The following is an 18,226-nucleotide window of genomic DNA, read 5'->3' as shown; positions in this document are numbered from 1 at the left end:
GACGTCTTAGGGGTCCTTGCACTGTGAGCGCCGATGAGGTCGCGTGGTCTGGTGCCGTGCATCGCAAGGCGCCGAAGAGCCCTTGTAGCGGAGCTACCAGGGCTCTTCGGCAACGCGGCGAAGTGCGGTGCCAGACCACGCGACCCGGGCGGGCATAGTGCAAGGATCCCTTACTGGGCACCGGGATCGCTTCTGTCCGTCATGGATCTACTTCTGGCCAGTTCTTCAGAAGTGTCCGATTGGGAGTAGCTGCGTCGCTACTGTGGCTTCGGGCGTTGAGGGCTGGGCCGGTTCGCCATCGGCCGGGGCTGCGGGGGAATTGGATGGCCGAACTCGGTGAGCTGTTGGCAACCGTCTGCCGTGAACTCGGCGGTGGCGGGCTGCGGTCGATCGCTGTTGATGCCGGGGCGACCGAACCCCTGGACCGGATCCTGGCCGAACTACGCGGCGACGCAGGGCAGGAGCGCTTGGCCGCCGCACTGCTTGAGCTCCACGAGGCGTTGATCCGGTACGGAGTCGCGGGCGGGCTCGCCCCGACGGTCAGACGCCAGTACCGGGCCTCGCCTGCCTCCTCTGCCGGGAGCCTTCCGACGATCGAGGTCTGGGCCTGCCCGGCCGGACGGTGCAGCCGCTGGCACGCTGTCGCCGACGCTCTCGATGAGCCACCCACGTGCGAGGTGACGGGTGTGGCACTGACGCGTAAGCACATTCGATGGTGACATCCCTGCTCGACGAGCTCGGCAAGAGGCTCGCGGAGCGCTGGGTGAGCGTGCTGGTGGGCCCGGGACTGCTGTTCGTCGGTGCCACGGCGGTCGCCGGGGCACTCGGGCACCGGCAGGCACTGGACCCCGGTGCTCTGCGGACGTGGATGACCGGTCGGGCGGGCTCCACGCACGCCCTCGACACGGCGACCACCGTCCTCGTCGTGTGCGCAGTGCTCGCCGCATCCGCTCTGGCCGGGTTGGCCGCCACCGTCCTCGGAAGCGCCGTTGAGCTCCTGTGGTCGCTGGAAGGCGATCGCCGGCCACTGAGTTGGCTCGCCGACCGGCGGCGCCGGCGGTGGGAGACGGCCGGCAGGCGGCTGGGGGCAGCCGTCTCCGCCGCCGTGGGCCCGGCCGCAACCGACACCGCGGCCGATCAGGTACGGTCGAAGATGGTCGCGCGAGACAGGATCAGCCTCGTGCCGCCGCGATACCCCACCTGGGTTGGGGATCGGCTGCACGCACCGGACACGCGCGTGCGCGACGCTTACCATCTCGATCTCGGTACCGCCTGGCCGCGGCTGTGGCTGGTGATGCCGGACACGGCCCGGACCGAACTGGCTGCCGCCCACGATGCCTATACGGCATCCGCGCGCCTGTGGGGATGGGCGGTGCTCTACGCCGCGCTGGGCACGAGGTGGTGGCCCGCGGAGCTGGTCGCCCTCGTCGCCGCCACCACGGCATGGTTGCGTTCCCGTGCCGCTGTCGCGGCGCTGGCCGAACTGACCGAGTCCGCGGTCGACTTGTACGGCACGGACCTCGCCACCGAACTCGGCGTCCCGCACGCTGGTGACCTCACCTGCGAGGTCGGCTTCGCCATCAGTCAACGACTTCGCAAGGACTGGATCTCCCTCGCCGACGCCGAGCCCCCGCCGATCGCAGGAAGGACAACGCTGCGGTGACAGAAGACCCTTTTCAAGCACAGCGGCAACCGGACACGCTCGGCGCGCTGGTGGACGACCTGTGGAAACGCATCGACGTGTGGCGGGAGTGGCAGGACCCGCGACCGATCCTCGACTCCCAGGTCGTCGAAGCGACCCGGCAGGTCAGGAGGCTCGCCGACCAGGCCGAGGATCCGGTAGCGGCGATCACGGCGAGGCACGCGGTCGGCTGGATCCACTACTACCGTGCATTGGCGGGGCCGGAAGGCGACGACCGCGGGCAGGACACCTTTGAGGCGCTGAGGGTGTTCACCTGGCTTTGGGACAATGCTCCGGAGCACATCGCCCAGGGGCTGGTACCGCCGGAACTTGTGGAGCTGCTGCGCCAGAGCGCGGAAGCAAGCCGCGGAATGCCCGAGCCGCCGGAGGCGGCGGCACACGTGGCAGGTCTGATCCTTGAGGAGGGGACCGACCGAAACGACCCGACGGCTCTCGACAGAGCGATCGGCCGGATGGCGGCCCTCGCCGAACGCATCACCGTCGGCCACCCTTACCACCCGCTGTGTCTTGCCTACTCCGCCGTTCTGCTCCGCACCCGGTACGAGCGGGTGGGCAACCCGGAGGATGTGGGAGAAGCGGTGCGGCTCGCACGGCGGTCCCTGGACGAGTGCACCACTTCCGACCTGCGGATCACCTGTTTGTCCGCCCTGGCCAACGCGCTCACGGCCCAAGGGCGCGCCAAGGACGATCAGCGGGGCGTCGAGGAAGCCGTCAAGCTGCTGCGGGAGGCAGTCGCCTTAGCCGAGAGCACCGGCTATCCGGACATGACGGCACTGCTGGTCTCACTGGCGGCCGCACTGGGGACCAAGGCCGAGCACACGCAAGCCGTGGCCGACTACCGGAAGGCCGCTGACGCTGGCGAACGCGCCCTGCACAGCGCCGCCCCCGGAACGTCCCTGCACCATGACCTGGCCCGGAACTTGACTCGCACGGCTCACCACCTGGCACGGCTGACCGGTCGGACGACGGTTCTGGACCGGTTGGCCGACATACTGAGGGCGGTCGGCGGCGAGGGACCCGACCGAGCCCGCCCGCTCGATGCGCTGGCCCATCTGCTCATCCAGAGATTCCAGACGACGGGAGATCAGGGTCATCTCGAAGCAGCCGTGAGTGCGGCCAGGGAAGCCCAGGAGGCGGCACGCTCGGCGGCCGACTGGCTGGAGTCCGCTCTCACCCTCACCATCGCCCTGCAGATGCGCACAGACCACGTCCAGCTGCAAGACCAGCGGCAGCAGGACATCGACGAACTGGTGACCCTGGCTGAGCAGGTCGTACACCACATGCCGACCGGGGACAGCCGATATGCCATGGCGCTGTCAGTCCTGTCGGTCGCATTGCGAACCCGCTTCCAGCTCAAGAGACAGTGGAGCGACCTGGAAGCCGCCGTCAGCCGCGGACGTGAATCCCTGGCCACCGCAGGGCCCGCGGTCCGTGAGGGATGTCTCAACAACTTCATGCTGGCGCTCAAGACCCGTTACGAGGCGCGCGGCACACTCACCGACCTCACCGAGGCGATCGAGCTCGGCAGACAGGCCGTCACGGCCAAGCGGTGCGACCCCGCGGTCAGATACACCCTCGCCCAGGCACTGATGACGATGTACCAGCGGACCCCGCACCAGGACCACGCACTGCTCGACGAAGCCATCGAGGAAGCCGGAGCGTCGCTCGAGGCAACCGAAGAGGGCTCCCCGGACTGGGCACTGGGGGCGTCAATGTTCGGCACGCTGCTCCGCAACCGATTCCAGCGCGATGGCACTCCCACGGACGGCGCCCGCGCTCTCGCCCTGGCTCGCAGGGCCTTGAACCGCACGCCTCCGACGCACCCAGACCGCTGGCGCCGGATCATGTCGGTCGCGAACACGCTGCATGCCCTTGCCGACGCCGCGTCGTCGGTTGAGACGATGGCCGAGGGAATCGCACTCGTCCGGCAGGCGCTGAAGGCCGCCCCGGAAGGGGCGTACGAGCGCCCCAAGGCGCTGCTGAATCTGGCCCTGAGGCTGTGGGATCTCTTCCAACTCGACCGCTCTCAGACACAGACACGCCAAGAGGCCATCGACCTGTGCCGCACCCTCACGGGTATGTCCGACGCGCCCACGCACATCCGCATGGAGGCCGCCCGGAACTGGGGCGTGCACGAAGTGAGGCGCAGTGGGAATCCGGCGACCGCCCTGGAGCCGTTCGCAGCGATGATCGACCTGCTGCCGACGTTGGTCTGGCGGGGTGCGGGCCGGCGAACCCAAGAGCGTCTGCTGAGCGAATCCGCGGGACTGATCAGCGCGGCGGCCGCCGCCGCGATCGCGGCCGGTGACCCTGCCCGCGCGGTGGACCTTCTCGAACGGGGCAGAGGGATTCTGTGGGCGCAGCGGTCACAGGACCGTTCCGAGCTGTCGGCGCTGCGCGCGGCCGCGCCCGAACTGGCCGACGAACTGGAGGCGATACGAGGGGAGTTCGCGGACATGCCGGATGACGACTCGGAGGAGGAGCTGGGACCGACGGGCGTCGGGACGTCAGACCGCCGGATCGCTCTGGCGATGCGCTGGGACTCCGTCGTCGCCCGCGTGCGCGCCGTGCCGGGTTTCGAGACCTTCCCTCACGTCGCCACCATGGAGCCGGGTACGGCCGCCGCCGCGGGCCCCGTGGTGATGATCAACCTGCACCATGGCGGCTGGGGGAACCACGCCATCCTGGTGACCACGGACCGCACCAAGGCGGTAGAGCTTCCGGTCGACGACGCAAAGGCCGTCGAGCGAATCACGGAATACTTGGGCACCCTTCATGACGCGGACGGTGATGCGGGGATAGCCGTTCAGCACCGGCTCGAGAAGACCATCACCGACATGCACAAGTGGATGTGGGACACGATCGCGGAACCGGTTCTGACCGCCCTCGGGTTCGACCGGGCTCCGGGGACCGGCGAGCCGTGGCCCCGTCTGTGGTGGTGTCCGACCGGAACGACGACATGGTTGCCGCTGCACGCGGCCGGCCACCACGGTCCCGAGGGCGGCGGACGGACGGTCATGGACCGAGTCGTCTCCTCATACACGCCGACCCTCGCCGCGCTCGCCGCGGTCCACCGCGGCAATGCCGCGTCCGACGCGGAGAAGGACACCGCGTCCGAACACCGCCAGGAACGCATGCTGATCACGAGCGTGGTACAAATCGGCGCTGAGCCGCCCCTGCGCGGCGTGGCCAGGGACCGGGACGCGCTCGCGGCACTGTTCGGGGAGGGGCGCACGACCGTCCTCGACGGCCCGGACGCCACGACCCACGCCGTCGTCTCGGCGGTCCGTCGGCATCCCTGGCTCCACATGGGCTGCCACGGAGCCTGGGATCCGTGGCAGCCCGCACGAAGCGGTCTGCGACTGTGGGACGGCATGCTGACCATCGCCCACCTGGCGGCTCTGGACCACCCCCACGGGCAGTTCGCCTTCGTCGCAGCCTGCCAGTCGGCTGTCGGCAGCATCGGCGTGCCGGACGAGATGATCAGCTTCGCTACGGCCCTCAGCCACGGCGGATTCCGCCATGTCGTCGGAACCCTGTGGACCGTCGGAGACGAGGATGCCTCGCTGATCACTCGCGGTCTCTACCCACGGCTCATGCCGGACGACGAGTTCCACCCGTACCAGGCCGCGGAGGCCCTTCACCACGTGGTGCGAGGGCTGCGCGACAAGATGCCGCAGCTACCCAGTCGCTGGACACACTTCGTCCACCTGGGGCCATGAGCCGCGCAGCACCCCTGGCCGGCGACGCACGGGCATCCCTCCACTCCACCATCGCCGCCCTGGTCAAGGTCATCCGTTGGGGCGTTCTACTGCCCGCCGGCCAAGGAGTCCACGTGTGTGCCTGCGGTGAAGTCAGGCTCGACCTCGCCTCCCGCCTCGCCAACGGCCCCGGCGAGGGCGGCCATGATGGCTGTGCGGCGGTGGGCGGCCGGACCTGGGCCCTCATTGGCGCCTGCGCATTTCCCGCACGAGTTCCGCGACGGCGCGCAGGATGCCGGCGCGGTCCTGCGACGCGGTGTCCTTCAGCGCCAGGCCGGTGATGGGGCGATCGCGAGGATCGCGAGCCCTGTCAGGAGCACCGCAGCCCACCGACTGTCCATCGCCGGATTTCCGGCCGCAAGTCCCCAGGTCACGCCGTCCGGTCCGTCGCCGGATTACGCCGGATCAGCACCCGAGCGGAAGAGGGAGGAAATGTGCACCCTCGGCGCACGCCCCCGTGATGAGAGCGAGTCCGGCCGGGCGTGGCTGGAGGAGGCCTGTACGCCGTCGGCGCGCGGGTCGTACCCCACGGGGGCAACCACCGCTTCTGCGGACCGTTTCCACGTGTTGCCGCTCGGCCGACGACGCTAATAGGACGACGGGCCCATCGCGAATGAATGCCGTCCAAGACGTCCTGCGCTTCGACGACTGGCTGAGAGCGCGAACGCATCGGAACTGGTGGCAACCTTGGCTCGGGAGGCGACAGACCTGGCACCAGCTCAACGAGCACTTCACCCGCCCTGGACACCGCGGTGGGCGCCTCGGGGTTCGGCAGGTGACGTCACCTTCGTCGGGCCCTTCATCCCCACCGTCCGAGAACGGACCGCTACGTGGACGAACTCGGGTGAGTCCTACAGAACACCGATAGCAAGGCGTCGCACGTCGAGGGACTACTCTTTACACAGCGCGCCGTGACCGTGACACTTGGTGCTCACGATCGCGTCTGGAGGGGGCATCGACGTTGAGCGACACCTCGCCGGATTGGGCGAAGCCGACACCACTCGGATACGGAATCGCCTCCGAGGCGGCGCATTTCGTCGCCGCCCCGCTGCTCGCCGGGGCCTGCATCGCCACGATTGGTGTCCTGGGTGCCGACGGCAACAAATTCCGCTGGCCCGGCCCCGCGATGCTGCTGCTCACCCTGGCCTTCGTCGCACTCATCGCGAGCGTGCAGTACGGCTTTCACGCGCGCGGCCACTTCTACTCCCCTACCGATGTCGACACCTGGTACCCGCCCGGCCGATCCCGCCCGGCCGAGAGCACCCTGCGCCAGCACCAGCAGCGCGACTTCCAGCAGTGGCGGCGCCTAAGACGTCGTCTCATTTGGAGAGGATCGGTAGCCTGAGTGGGTGCTGATCGTGGAACGCTTGGTGCCGGACGAGTTGTACGAACTCTTCCAGCGGGTGGTGCCTCCTGCTCCGACACGACAACAAGGCGGGGGCAGACGACGCTACGGTGACCGTGAGGTCCTCGCGGCGATCATCTACGTAGCCACGACGGGCTGCACCTGGCGGCAGTTGCCACCGGTCTTCGGTCCGTCGGGGCCGACCGCGCACCGCCGGTTCACCGAGTGGACCGCCGCCCGGGTCTGGGCCAAGCTCCACCGCGTCATCCTCGACGAACTGGGCTCGCGCGGGGACCTGGACTGGTCGCGCTGCGCCATCGACTCGGTGAACATGCGGGCCCTGAAAGGGGGGAGCTGACAGGTCCGAATCCTGTCGACCGGGGCAAGAAGGGCTCGAAGATCCACTTGATCACCGAGCGGACCGGTTTACCCCTCTCCATCGGCATCTCCGGAGCGAACCTCCACGACAGCCAGGCGCTCAAGCCGCTCGTCCGGGGCATCCCGCCGATCCGCTCCCGCCGCGGGCCGCGCAGGCGGCGGCCCGCCAAGCTGCATGCGGACAAGGGGTACGACTACGACGACCTGCGCCGATGGCTCCGCGGGCGAGGCATCCGGCACCGCATCGCCCGCAAGGGCATCGAGTCCTCCACCCGACTGGGCCGGCACCGCTGGACCATCGAGCGCACGATGTCCTGGCTCGCCGGCTCCCGCCGCCTGCACCGCCGCTACGAACGCAAGGCCGAACACTTCCTCGCCTTCACCGCCATCGCCTGCAGCCTCATCTGCTACCGCAGACTTACCAAATGAGACGACGTCTAAGCCGCCGGGGCAGCACGGCCTACAACGTGGGAATCGTGTTGCTGGGGGCGGCCGCCACCCTCGTGCTGGCCCCACCCGAGAACGCGTCACTCGGGCATACCGTGTGCCGTTGGACGGCAGCCGCCGTAACGGCGCTGGGCAGTGTGGCGGAGCTTGAGTGGATTCTGCGCGGAGGGCGCGTACGCAGGATCCTTGCCCGTGCGGCTGACGGCGGGACGACAGGGCGGGATCCTCATGTCTGATTCGCATTTGGATTCCTTCGGGGCTCCTCCGGAAGGGGTCGGGACACGCTGTTGCGTGTGCGACGGCCCTTTGCTGTTTCGGGGCCGCCCCTTCAAGGCGGAATTGGGCATGTGGTTCATGAGCAGTGACCGGCTGTTGGCCCAGTGCTCGTACGAGCATGCGGCCGACTGCGAAGTCTCGGTGGTCCCGGCCGCCAAGCTGATCGCGATGGACAAGGACCAGGCCCTGGCGGAGGCTCGCCGCATAAGGTCGGAAGGGGACAGCGGTTCGCCGCCACCGTCGGCTCGGTGAACCGCGAGGGGCGCACCCTCGAGCGGGTCACGGAGCATTCCCGACGGTTCGCGTCAGCTCGTCGACCAGGCTCTGAGCGGCTGCGGCCTGTTCACGGCACGGCTCCCCCAGCGACTGGTAGTCATGCAGCGCCTTCTGGGCATACAGGAGAGCATCCTCGACTCGGCCCCCGCGGTGCACGAGAAATTCCGCGAAGTCCATCCGGCTCTGCGCGGCGCGGAGGGGGTCACCCGCGAGGTCGTGCGCCAGGACAGCCTGACGGTAGTGCCGCGCGGCCTTTTCGTTCGCGCCGACCATCTTGTAGATGCCGCCCAACTGGTGATGGAGCGACGCCCTGAGCTCGTCGCTCTTCCTGTCATCTTCTTGGAACAGTTCCAGCGCTTCTGTGTAATGGCTTGCCGCGAGTGCGAGTGCGTCGAGTGCCTCCTTTGGAAGGGGAACAGTGATCCGGCCAGGGCGGCTCATGTCGATCGCCCCGGTCTGTACGAGCCGTTGAAGGTGCTCTTTGTTGAGTCTGTTGACACGGTCGAGCTGAAGGGCTCCGAGGCCGTCCAGGGCGCGCGCGGTGGTGAGGTGGTCGGTCTTCCCCGCAAGGGTGCGGCTCTTCTCGTAGCAGGCTTCCGCCATGCGCTCGAAGCGCGGCTCGCGCTGAGCCCGGTACCAGCGACCGAGTTGGATGAGCGCCGTCGCCTCCAGTGTCCGGTCATCGATCTGGTGCGCGAGGTCAACCGCCCGCCGCAGGCTCAGCTCGGTCTTCTCAGCGAGCAGGCGCTCCACCTCGTGGCGGGGGTTGTGCTGCATGGCGGTTTCCGGCGGCGAGGACGCCGTCTCTGTTCCGCCGCTCGTGTACGGCCGCGCTCCCCCGTCCGGCTGTGCGGCCGCCCGGCCGGATCGTGCCTGATCCGTCTCGGTAAGGTACTGCGCGAGCACGGCGTGGAGGGCGGTGTCCCGGAACCGGAGGTCCGAGCGTGGGGCGCCGGTGGCGGGGTCGAGCAGCGTGGGAGACAGGCCCTCGACGAGGTCGCGCCAGCGCTGCCGTCGGCCCCTTTCCAGGTACAGCATGCGCAGCGCCTGCATGGGGCCCATGACCTCATCAACCAGCGCGTGGTCCAGGGCGAACCGTCGTGCGTGCAGCAGGTTGTCCTCGTCGAGTGCGATAAGGTCGAGGATCTCGCGGTTGCCGTGGTTGTATGTCCAGAACAGCGCATGTCCGTGCTGGTCGTAGTGCTCGGTGAGAGCCCTGCGTATCGTCTCTGACAGGTTGTCTGCCCAGGCAAGTAGCGGCCGCAGGGCGAAGGGCAGCATTGGGTGGATCGCATGGAAATCCGCGCCCCGGGGGGGGTGAGCCAGCCCAGGGCGGCGACCGCTGTTAGGAGGCGGGCGGCGGAGTCCTTGTCCAGGGCGGTCACGTACTGGCCCGCCTCGGTGTGTTCCAGTCGTCGGGTCAGAGCGGCCAGATGCATGGCGGCGACGCTGCTACGGAAGAACAGCAGGAGAGTGAGCAGGCGCTGTTCCTGCGCGTCGAAGACAGTGCGAAGGCTCGCGATGGTGCCGGCCAAAGTGGGTGCGCCCTCGCCGGGTTCGAGCGGGCGGCCGGTGCCTGCGAGTAGAGCCTCCAGCCAGGCTTCCACCCCTCCGATCCGTTCGGCGTCCGGCAGTTGGCGGCACAGGGCCTGGAGCACCAGGGGATTGCCCTGGCTGGAACGGAGGACCGACTCTGGCAGGCCAGGCGCGTGCGATCCCAGAGCCAGTGCCGCGAACTCGGTTCGCTCCGCGATGCTCAAGGGTCCCAAGATGACGCGCTCGATCCGCCCTGGCAGCCACGGCGCTCCGTCCGTGGCAATGAGCAGAACCCGCACGGGGCCCCCCGACAGCTCGGCGAGGAGACCCGCCAGGCGGGCACGCTCGGCGTCGCTCGAGGTGGCAGCCGATTCCACGTCGTCCCAGACCCACAGCGCGGATGCCGGCGATGCGCCATCGGGCGGCGTCGGTGTCAGGCCGCCTAGGCGCCGTCGTGTGGCGTCGAGTCCGGCGCAGGGGGTGGTCCGAAGGGAGGTGAACACCACCGGGCCCCGCACGCCTGCGGTGCGGCGGTACCAGCGTGCGAAGTCCGCCGCTGTGGTGGTCTTGCCACTGCCGACCGGGCCCTGGAGCAGAACGGGCCGGACGTCGTCGAAGATTCGGTCCACTGTGATGATCACGTCGTCGCGGCCCACGCATCCGATCTTCGGCGGCACGGGCAGCGGTGTGTCCAGGGGATGGGCGACCGGATCCGGCGGTGCACTCCGGCCGTCACCGGCCGCGTGGTGCGTCGCGTCAAACAGACGGACGGGATAGCGCTCATAGACCACGGGCACCAGCCACTCATCCGTCCGCGGCCCCGGACCGGTCGACGCGGCCAGATCCCTCCGGGCCGACGTGACCGCCTCAGCCAACTCGGCTCCATCTACGAGGCGTTTGTACAGTGCGGAGACGAAGTTGGCGGCCGCGGACACATAAACGTCGTAGCGCATGGCCACCACCGCGCCCAGTCCCGACCGCAGGGCATTGCGGGCGAGGGATCCGAAACTGTGCAGTTGCTGCGAGGCAGACTCCGGGTCGGACGCCGGATCGGCGGCCTCGGCGCCGTTCCTGTCGGTCCGGTCTGAGCCACATGCGTTCAGGGTGAGGGCGAAGACACCCGTCACGGTGAGCAGTTCGCCCAGTTGTCCTCCGGTGACGAGCCTGCGGTTGTCCGTGGAGCTGGGATCCTCGAAGATGGCGAAGCCCTGTGGGGTTGCTCCGCCCGCGTTGTTGAACGAGCCGTGTCCGTCGAAGTGGACGATGTGGAAGGGCTCGCCGCGGTTCTTGGCCTCCTGCAGGGTGCGTTGCAGTTGCTCGTACGTCGGCGGACGCAGAACCTCTATCCGGACATCCGGCCGCCGCTCAGCCGACCGGATCAGCCGGCCAGCGACCGACCGGAAGGCCACATCGCGGTCATGGCGTGGCCGGCAGATCGCGAGCAGAATCCTGATCGGCCCGTGACGGATCGGCGTCTGCCTTTCGGCGGCGTCATTCCCAGGCGACCACAGGTGGACGAAGGAGCGAGCCGTCAGGGACAGGGCGGGCTCCCTCGGCTCCCGCAGCAGCTCGAACGGCACGGACACCACGGCGTCCAGGCCGGCATCCACCTCGACGCGAAGGTCTCGCACCCGTGCCCTGGCCTGCCTCCACAGGGTCCGCGTTTCCTCGGAGAAATCGAACAGCGCGCGGAAGAGCGATTCGCCGAGTTCCGCCAGCCGGGCGGAACAGCGCGTCGCGATGACCGGTGCGGGGTCGGAGGGGAATTCGCGGTACTCCTCGAGATACCACCGAACTTCTTCGTGATCGTGCCGGCTGACCTCCAGGTCAGGCATCGGAATCTCGGCCTGATGCCGCGACTTTCCATCACTGAGAACGATCCCAACTCCGGGACCCGACGCCGCGACGACTGGTCGCAGTTTGATTCCCAGTACCCACTGCACCCCTTGTGACAATGCCCTGTCCCCCATCTCGGTCACCCTATGAAGCCCATGTGCCCATGGCTGCCGCGCAACGCGGTCAGTCGGGCCGGAGCGGGTCGGCGAGTACACGGTGTCGTACTGCTGAGGGAAGCGACCTGCTGGTCACCTCCTGCCAGGCCTGTTCCAGTGCGTCAGCGCAGCGCACCGCTGTTCATCGAGCACGACTGGTGGCATCGGTCACCGCAGAACGACTCCGACGGCGCCGAGGACGAGCGCCAGGGAGAGCAGCATCACCGTGACCCTCGCGAGCCGATGGGTGGCGGACTGACGGGCGCGCAGGGCCTCGAGGTCAGCCGCCCATGACGTGCGGAGCCGGGCCAGCCGTTCGCCGACTGCCGCTTCAAGCGCTGTCGCGGATGACCGGGCCTCCTCGACCGCCCGGCTCACCTCGCGGAGAACGCCGGCCGTGTCCTCGCGCGCGGCGGCCGACTGCGCCTCGTGGCTCAGCTTCAGCTGCTCGGCCAAGTCGTGCTTGAGGGTCTCCAGTTGCCAACCCAGTTGCTGATTCGCCCTGATCAGCGCCTCCTGTTGCTTCTTCAGCGCGCGGGCAGCGTCATCTTGCTCGACGGCCAGCCCATTCAGGTCCTTCCTTAGCTCTGCCAGGGACTTCTCGAGCCGCCCCACCTCTTCGGCGACCCGCTCGACCGTGCTTGCGGCCAGCGGTCCGGTCAGTTGCTCGACAACATCCTGGAAGGAGGCCCACAGCGGCTCGGCAGCGGAGGGCTCATCGATCATGGAAACATCCGGTTCAGATCGTGGATCCCGCGCAGGGCGGCGAGGACAAGCCAGGACCGCTCGTCACCGTCCGAGTGTGCCGCCCGGTCCAGCAAGTGGTGGACGTACGTCTCATTTCTCTGGCTGTGTACCACCCGTACCGACCGGGCCACCGTGAGGTTGGCCGCGTCCTCGACCTGCGCCTCGGACGCTCGTTCGAGCAGCTCGTCCAGCTCGGCGATCGCGCGCGCCACTGCCTTAGCGGTGTGGCCGGCGTACCGGGACGCGACCGTGCACTGCTGATCGGCATCGGCCTCGGCCTTGGCCAACCGGGCGGTCGCCGAGTCGGCGTGCTCGCGCAGCGTGGTCCGGATCCGGGCCGGCATGCGCGTGCCGACGTCGGTCATCCGCTCGTAGCAACGGTCCGGGCCTTCCCCCATGAAGCGCTTCCACCGTTCGCACAGATGGCAACAGCCGCACAGTTCGTCGTAGTCCTCTCGTATCCGGGTGCTCAGGTCGTGCGGCGGCTGTCGCGGCACCTCCGGTTCCTCAGTGGTCTCGCGCCAGTCTGTCCACGCTCTGCGTGCGGCTTCCGTCCAGGCGGCGCGCTCCTCCTCCTGCTTCGCGCGAACCAGGCTGCCCTTCATGTCCGGCCTGCCGGGGCGGACGTACACGACCGGCCACTCGGCGAGCCTCTCCAAGCGCTTCCGCAGCGCCTCGGTCCTCCGGCGAGCTGCCTTCGCGGCCGCTTGGGCCCGTTCCACAAAGGCGAGCGCCTCGGTGTGCGCCTGCTTGGCGCGCCGCCAGGTCTGCGCCGCCGTGCTCAGGGCCTTCTCACGGCGTCTGATGTCGTCCCGTACGACCATCTCGACCCTTGCGGCGATCTCCGACGCTGCCAGATGCCTGCGGTCGGGGTCCGAGTAGCGGGCGACGGTGTCGCTGAGCCGCCGCAGCAGCTCGTCACAGACGGAGGTCACCGCCTCGGCGTAGGAGGGGTCGCTGTCCAGCAACTCCTTCCAGGACTCGCCGATCTCGACCGGAAACAGAGCGCTCGGCGCGACCGGGGGCAACTCCGACACCAGCAGCTGCTCGGCGTAGTGCTCCTGGACGGCCGCGACGACCCGGTCGCGGCGGGCCCAGCCGGGGTACCCGGGCTCACCGAGCACCGCGTGCAAGTGCCTGCGCACGCTGTCACCGCTGAACGCTCTGGTGAACACGAGGCTGAAGCGGTGTGCCTGGTCATCCCAGCCGCGCAGGAAGGGGTTCTCGGTGATCGCCGGGTCCCGGACCATCTCGGCGAACTGGTCCGCCGAGACAACGAACACGACGTGGTCCACCACGGGCGCGTAGACGGCCAGCAGGGCCTTGGCCGCCTCCCGTTCCTCCACTCCGGCGCCGTGCAGCCCCGGCAGGTCGAAGACCCGCAGGTCCGTTCGCCGATTGGGGCCGGCGAAGCGGTCCGGCAGCCCGATCTCGAGCGGCCGGGCCCGCGACTCCCAGCGCAGCCGATCTCCCGTGGCGCCGGTGCGGAACGACCGCAGCCGCTTCTTCAGTTGCCCGGAGGTCAGCCAGGCGGTTCCCGGGTGCTCGCCGGACGCGTCGCCCGAGCCGGCGTAGGCCAAGGACCATCGGTCCGGGTCCCCGGACCACTGGTAGCGGATGGGCACCGGCGTCGCCGACCGGCCACGCCCCCGCCCAGCCCGCAAGGGGACGGCCGCTTCGGCCGCGGCCTCTGGGTCGGTCACGCCGAGCAGCCTCAGCAGCAGGGTCGACTTGCCCACCTGGGAGTCTCCGAGCACCATCACATGGGCGAGATCGGACTGCTCCAACGCCTCGTCCACACCCCACAGCCTGGCCCGCAGCCAGGCGACGGCCTCGGACGACCACGACCAGCGCAGCCGGTCGAGGTCAGCCGAGTTCGTCATAGCCGAGCGCCTCCAGCATCCGCTCGCGGTAGCTCTCCACCGCACGTGTGGCCGACACCAGCCGGAACTGGCCGTTGAGTTCGCTGTCCGCCCCCAGCGCCTGCTGCAGTCGGGCCTGCAAGACCTCCCGGGTTACGCGCAGCAGTTCGTCCACGTTCTCCAGCACCTGCCGCTCCGCCGCCTCCCGATGGCGGGCCAGCAGCGACCTCGCCAGGCCGTCACGCTCGGACATCTTGTTGTTCCCAGCGTTGAGAAGCGTGGCGCCGACGACACCGACGCCGACGGTGGTGAGCAGCAGCGTCGAGGCGGTCGCGCCCAGTCCCGCGGTCTTCACGCTGCCGGCGAACAGGCCTGCCGAGAGCTGTCCCACGTGCGCCAGGAGGTCGATGTCCTCGTTGACGAACGCGTCCGTGCCCAGCAGGAGACCCACGGTGCCCAGCAGCGCCTTTCGCTCATCCGCGAGGTCGCGCAGCAGGCGCGACAGTTGTTCGGGCGACTTCGTCGTCTCCAGTGTGCCGTCGGGCATCGCGAACTCGCCTACCGCGAAGGCCCGGGCGTCGAGTGTCATGAACGGCAACGCCCTGACGGCCTGTACGAGTCGCCCTCCGACGTTCACCGCGGGTGAGACGGTGCCCCGGAGGTCGTCCGGCTGCGCGTCCGCGTCGCCGACGGGCGGCCGGCCCGTCAGAACCAGCGCTACATCGCGGTCGAGACGGCCCTGAGTGAGCGACCCCGTGAAGGCCCCCAAGTAGACCTGCCGTTGAACCTGCACGGTCGCCTCGATGCTGCCCAGGTAGGCAGCGTTGGGCCCGGGCAGACCCGGCTGCTCCGACTCCGCAGGCGTCAGCCACGCCTGCCGTACCAGCTCGGCCAAGCGGTCGTCGCGCTCGTTCCTGCGCAGCTGGAAGTAGTCCTTGGTGCGGATGGTCGCTTCCTTCAGTCCTCCGCTGTCATGCAACAGCTTCGTCAACCTGGTCGAAGCCCGGTTCATGTGCCGGCCGTAGTGCTCGGCCACCTTGGGTGTGAGCGCGCGCCGCAAACCGTCGCTCGCCTTGTCGAACTCGTCCAGCAGCCCCTGGATCTGCTCGGCGACCTCGCTGTCCAGGGCCTTGCGGTCACGTGCCGCCTTAGCCAGCCTGAGGACACCCGCGAGATCCCGCCGGATCAGTTCACGCATCAGGTCCGTCTCCAGCCGCCGGCTGTCCCGGGCGCCTCCGCGCTTGGCGTCGATCCGCGTCCTGAGCGTCTTGACCCAGCCCTTCGGGCTGATGCCGTCCTTGCCCACAGGGACGACGTCCGCCCGGTCGACCCCGAAGACCTCCGCCGCGCGAGCGGTCCGCTCCTCGATCGCCTCGGGTGTGGAAGCCTCGCAGCGGGGCACCGCGACCACCAGGTGCAGCTCGTCCTCGTCCCGGCGCAGCAGGCTCAGCAGCTCGGGCTGTCCGGCGTTGGCCAGACGACGCTCGTCGGCAACGAGGAGCGCGGCCGGGCTGGTGGCCAGGACGATCTTCATCAGCTCCTGCCACTGCTCCTGCGCCCGGCCCCGCTCCAGACCGGGCAGCAGCACGAACCCGGTGCCCTCCAACTGCCAGAAGCCCAAGGGCACTTCCAGCTGGGTCAGCAGCACTCGGGCATCCTGGCTCTTCACGTGCCGACGCCACTCCTCGCGTTGCTCGGCCGAGTAGTACCGCCGCTCCACAAGCTGGCCGGTGCGCTCAGCGTGGGCGCCGGGCCGCCGGAAGACCACCACCCCGCGCGGCTCCTGGAGGCCCGCCCGCTCGACGATGGCGACCGGGCACTTCTCGCCCAGGCCAGTGTTGTCCTCGAGCCAGGTGTCCGCGTCCGGATAGAGGTTGCGGGCGAGCAACGTCTTGCCGGCTCCCTGCTCACCGGCGATCGAGACGAACTGGTGCCCGCCGAGCGAGCTCAGCACGTAGAGCTGCCGTACCAGAAGCAGCCAGTCGCTGTTGTCGGCACCCCTGATGTCGAGCTCCACGCCGAGCCGCATCAGGGCCATGGCGAGCCCTTGCAGCAGCTCCGCCTTGACGAAACGACCGTCAGCGTCTTCCTGTTCATCCATGTCCGTGCCCTCGGAGGAAGCGTGTGGGAGACCTGCGTGACGATGCGGGCGTGGCTGTCCAGGCGCACAGCGGTGCGGCCGGTTCCGTGGCCAGGGAGATGTGAACGGCCCGCACCGTTCTGCAAGAGGTGTCCAGTATGTCCATAAGCCAACAGCGGATGAAGACAGTTGAGTCAAGTCCCAGTTCTTTTGCGCTGTAGATCCCCCTACGGTGGTGGACAGCGGTCATTCGATTGCGCGAGGGGAGAGGCGCGACGCGGGGGCGCGGGTCCGAAAGATCTGGTTCTGGAGCGAGTTCCCGCCCTCCTTGCGCGAGCGGGGTCTGACCGGGGTCCGCCTGGTCATCGCCGACCACCACAGCGGCATGGTCAAGGCCGTCCGCAAGGTCATGCTCGGTGCCGCCTACCAGAGGTGTCGCGTTCATTTCCTGCGCAGCGTCTGTGCGTTGATCCCCAAGGACGCCGCGGAGGTGGTGGCCGTAACCATCCGCACGATCTTCGCCCAGCCCACCGCCGAGGCCGTCCGCGCCCAACTCGACAGCGTCGCCGACATGCTCGGACGGCAGTTCCCGAAGGTGAGGCCAATGCTCTGGGAGGCGAAGGTCGACCTCACCGCCTTCGCGGGCTTCCCCGAGCGACATTGGAAGAAGATCCAGTCGACCAACCCCCTGGAGCGGGTCAACCGGGAGATCAAGCGCCGCGTCGACGCCGTCCAGACATTCCCTAACCCCGACGCCCTCGAACGCCTCGCCACAACCGTCCTTATCGAGATGCACGACGAATAGATCGCTTTCCCTCGCCGCTACATCCCCGAAGGCAGCCTGGTCACGATCTACCCCCAGGACGAAGATCAACTCGGCCCCCGCTACACCACCACAGGGGCATGACCCGTGGTGCTGCCCAAGCGGTGGATCGTCGAGCGGTTCTTCGCCCACCTGATGCACACCCGCCGCCTGGCCCACGGCTACGCCGCACCACCAGCGCCGAAGCGATGGTCTACTGGTCGATGGCCCTGCTCATGACCCGCCACCTGGCCCGGCCACGGCCTGCGCGAGCGTGAACCGGCCCGGCGTCGACTCGGCGAACCAGCCGAGGGCTACCAGCCGTTTCGCTTTCGACCGCTGTGCCTCCACTCTTGCCGACACCACGTCCATGCCGAACGCTGCGGCCGTCTCCTGGCAACTCAGCGGCCCTTGACCGAGCTGGGTCTGGTCCGCGAGCGCCTGCAGGAGGCGCTGGTAGTCGACCGACAGCACCGACCGACCAAACCAGCCCCTCACGCCGCATCGGCACCTGCGACTTCGGCTTCGGCTTCGCCGCATCCCGGGGCGCCGACTGCGCGTCCGCATCCCGCGGATCCGGAGTGACCTCCGCGTCGGCGGCGTTGCCGCAGTCCTAGAGCCGGCACCGTATCGACCCGCCTGCGGGCGATCGACCACTCCGGCCATTCCCGCTCGGCTGCGGCCAACTCGGCCTGGAGGCGGTCGGCGTCCTCACGCAGCCCGTCGACGCGATGGCGAGCAGCGAGCTCGTGCTCTTCCAGTAGTCCGACGACCGACCGCATCCACGACCTCCCGGGGGCGACGACACGACGAGCCACCACTCCCACGCTGACGTCGCCTCTACGCCTGACCAGCGAAACCGCCGTCCTCAGGTTTCGGAAGACAACAGCTTCTTACCGTTTTGTCATTCAGTGCGGCTCATGCGGCAGCATCGGCGGGCGCAAGCGCGGCCTGCATCGCCATTCCGTCGACGTAGGAGTGCTTTTCCTTCACTGCCCCGTTCTCGACCAGGACAAAGTCCGC

At 68.9% G+C, this 18,226-nt stretch carries 10 protein-coding genes and 3 pseudogenes; 7 read left to right on the top strand and 6 right to left on the bottom strand.

The genetic code is table 11. The features are described from left to right. Positions 1–323: 323 nt before the first annotated feature. The 6 genes from ASC56_RS34690 (at position 324) to ASC56_RS34660 (ending at position 8,161) form a co-directional block, all read left to right on the top strand. On the top strand, positions 324–719 hold the full coding sequence (locus ASC56_RS34690) for a hypothetical protein (RefSeq protein ID WP_055495590.1): 396 nt from the start codon (positions 324–326) through the stop codon (positions 717–719). After that, entirely contained in the window at positions 713–1,663 is a 951-nt protein-coding gene (locus ASC56_RS34685; protein WP_055495589.1) for a hypothetical protein, read from the top strand. Before ASC56_RS34690 ends, ASC56_RS34685 begins: the two co-directional genes overlap by 7 nt. Further along, positions 1,660–5,424, top strand: a complete 3,765-nt coding sequence (locus ASC56_RS34680; protein ID WP_159039785.1) for a CHAT domain-containing protein — start codon at positions 1,660–1,662, stop codon at positions 5,422–5,424. The genes ASC56_RS34685 and ASC56_RS34680 overlap by 4 nt, the downstream gene beginning before the upstream one ends. A gap of 1,000 nt (positions 5,425–6,424) precedes the next feature. Beyond that, on the top strand, positions 6,425–6,808 hold the full coding sequence (locus ASC56_RS34675) for a hypothetical protein (RefSeq protein ID WP_055495587.1): 384 nt from the start codon (positions 6,425–6,427) through the stop codon (positions 6,806–6,808). Between the two features lie 13 nt (positions 6,809–6,821). Beyond that, positions 6,822–7,615 (top strand): IS5 family transposase gene (locus ASC56_RS34665; protein WP_234377212.1). Its coding sequence is split into 2 segments (ribosomal slippage): positions 6,822–7,154 and positions 7,157–7,615, totalling 792 coding nucleotides; the frame shifts between segments, so codons are not numbered across the junction. A 372-nt stretch (positions 7,616–7,987) separates the two neighbouring features. Beyond that, positions 7,988–8,161, top strand: coding sequence for a hypothetical protein (locus tag ASC56_RS34660; protein ID WP_159039784.1), 174 nt, complete (start codon positions 7,988–7,990; stop codon positions 8,159–8,161). Positions 8,162–8,188: 27 nt separating this feature from the next. Here the strand turns inward: ASC56_RS34660 and ASC56_RS42500 are convergent, their stop codons facing one another. The 5 genes and pseudogenes from ASC56_RS42500 to ASC56_RS34635 all read right to left on the bottom strand — a co-directional run bounded on the left by ASC56_RS42500 (position 8,189) and on the right by ASC56_RS34635 (position 16,422). Further along, positions 8,189–9,466 (bottom strand): hypothetical protein, encoded by a 1,278-nt coding sequence (locus tag ASC56_RS42500; RefSeq protein WP_055495584.1) that lies wholly within the window; start codon positions 9,464–9,466, stop codon positions 8,189–8,191. A gap of 1,142 nt (positions 9,467–10,608) precedes the next feature. Continuing rightward, a pseudogene (locus ASC56_RS43330) lies at positions 10,609–11,556 on the bottom strand (CHAT domain-containing protein); the annotation flags it as partial. A 324-nt stretch (positions 11,557–11,880) separates the two neighbouring features. Next, a complete protein-coding gene (locus ASC56_RS34645; RefSeq protein ID WP_055495582.1) occupies positions 11,881–12,438 on the bottom strand; it encodes a hypothetical protein in 558 nt (185 codons plus the stop codon). Continuing rightward, positions 12,435–14,342, bottom strand: a complete 1,908-nt coding sequence (locus tag ASC56_RS34640; protein ID WP_055495581.1) for a GTPase — start codon at positions 14,340–14,342, stop codon at positions 12,435–12,437. Before ASC56_RS34640 ends, ASC56_RS34645 begins: the two co-directional genes overlap by 4 nt. Further along, positions 14,326–16,422, bottom strand: a complete 2,097-nt coding sequence (locus ASC56_RS34635) for a hypothetical protein (RefSeq protein ID WP_055495580.1) — start codon at positions 16,420–16,422, stop codon at positions 14,326–14,328. Before ASC56_RS34635 ends, ASC56_RS34640 begins: the two co-directional genes overlap by 17 nt. A 283-nt stretch (positions 16,423–16,705) precedes the next feature. Between ASC56_RS34635 and ASC56_RS34630 the strand changes: the two are divergent. After that, positions 16,706–17,308 (top strand): annotated as a pseudogene (locus ASC56_RS34630) (transposase); the annotation flags it as partial. 129 nt (positions 17,309–17,437) lie between these two features. Here ASC56_RS34630 and ASC56_RS43325 read toward each other — a convergent pair. Next, positions 17,438–17,985: pseudogene (locus ASC56_RS43325) on the bottom strand (hypothetical protein). Positions 17,986–18,226: the final 241 nt, after the last annotated feature.

Source organism: Streptomyces sp. TP-A0356 (assembly GCF_001417775.1).
GTDB lineage: Bacteria > Actinomycetota > Actinomycetes > Streptomycetales > Streptomycetaceae > Streptomyces.
This window is presented reverse-complemented; position numbering and strand designations above follow the sequence as displayed.

Coding starts and splice junctions, on each gene's coding strand:
- ASC56_RS34645 (WP_055495582.1), bottom strand. CDS start 12,438: ATGATCGATGAGCCCTCCGCTGCCGAGCCGCTGTGGGCCTCCTTCCAG.
- ASC56_RS34685 (WP_055495589.1), top strand. CDS start 713: ATGGTGACATCCCTGCTCGACGAGCTCGGCAAGAGGCTCGCGGAGCGC.
- ASC56_RS34635 (WP_055495580.1), bottom strand. CDS start 16,422: ATGGATGAACAGGAAGACGCTGACGGTCGTTTCGTCAAGGCGGAGCTG.
- ASC56_RS34640 (WP_055495581.1), bottom strand. CDS start 14,342: ATGACGAACTCGGCTGACCTCGACCGGCTGCGCTGGTCGTGGTCGTCC.
- ASC56_RS42500 (WP_055495584.1), bottom strand. CDS start 9,466: ATGCTGCCCTTCGCCCTGCGGCCGCTACTTGCCTGGGCAGACAACCTG.
- ASC56_RS34690 (WP_055495590.1), top strand. CDS start 324: ATGGCCGAACTCGGTGAGCTGTTGGCAACCGTCTGCCGTGAACTCGGC.
- ASC56_RS34660 (WP_159039784.1), top strand. CDS start 7,988: ATGAGCAGTGACCGGCTGTTGGCCCAGTGCTCGTACGAGCATGCGGCC.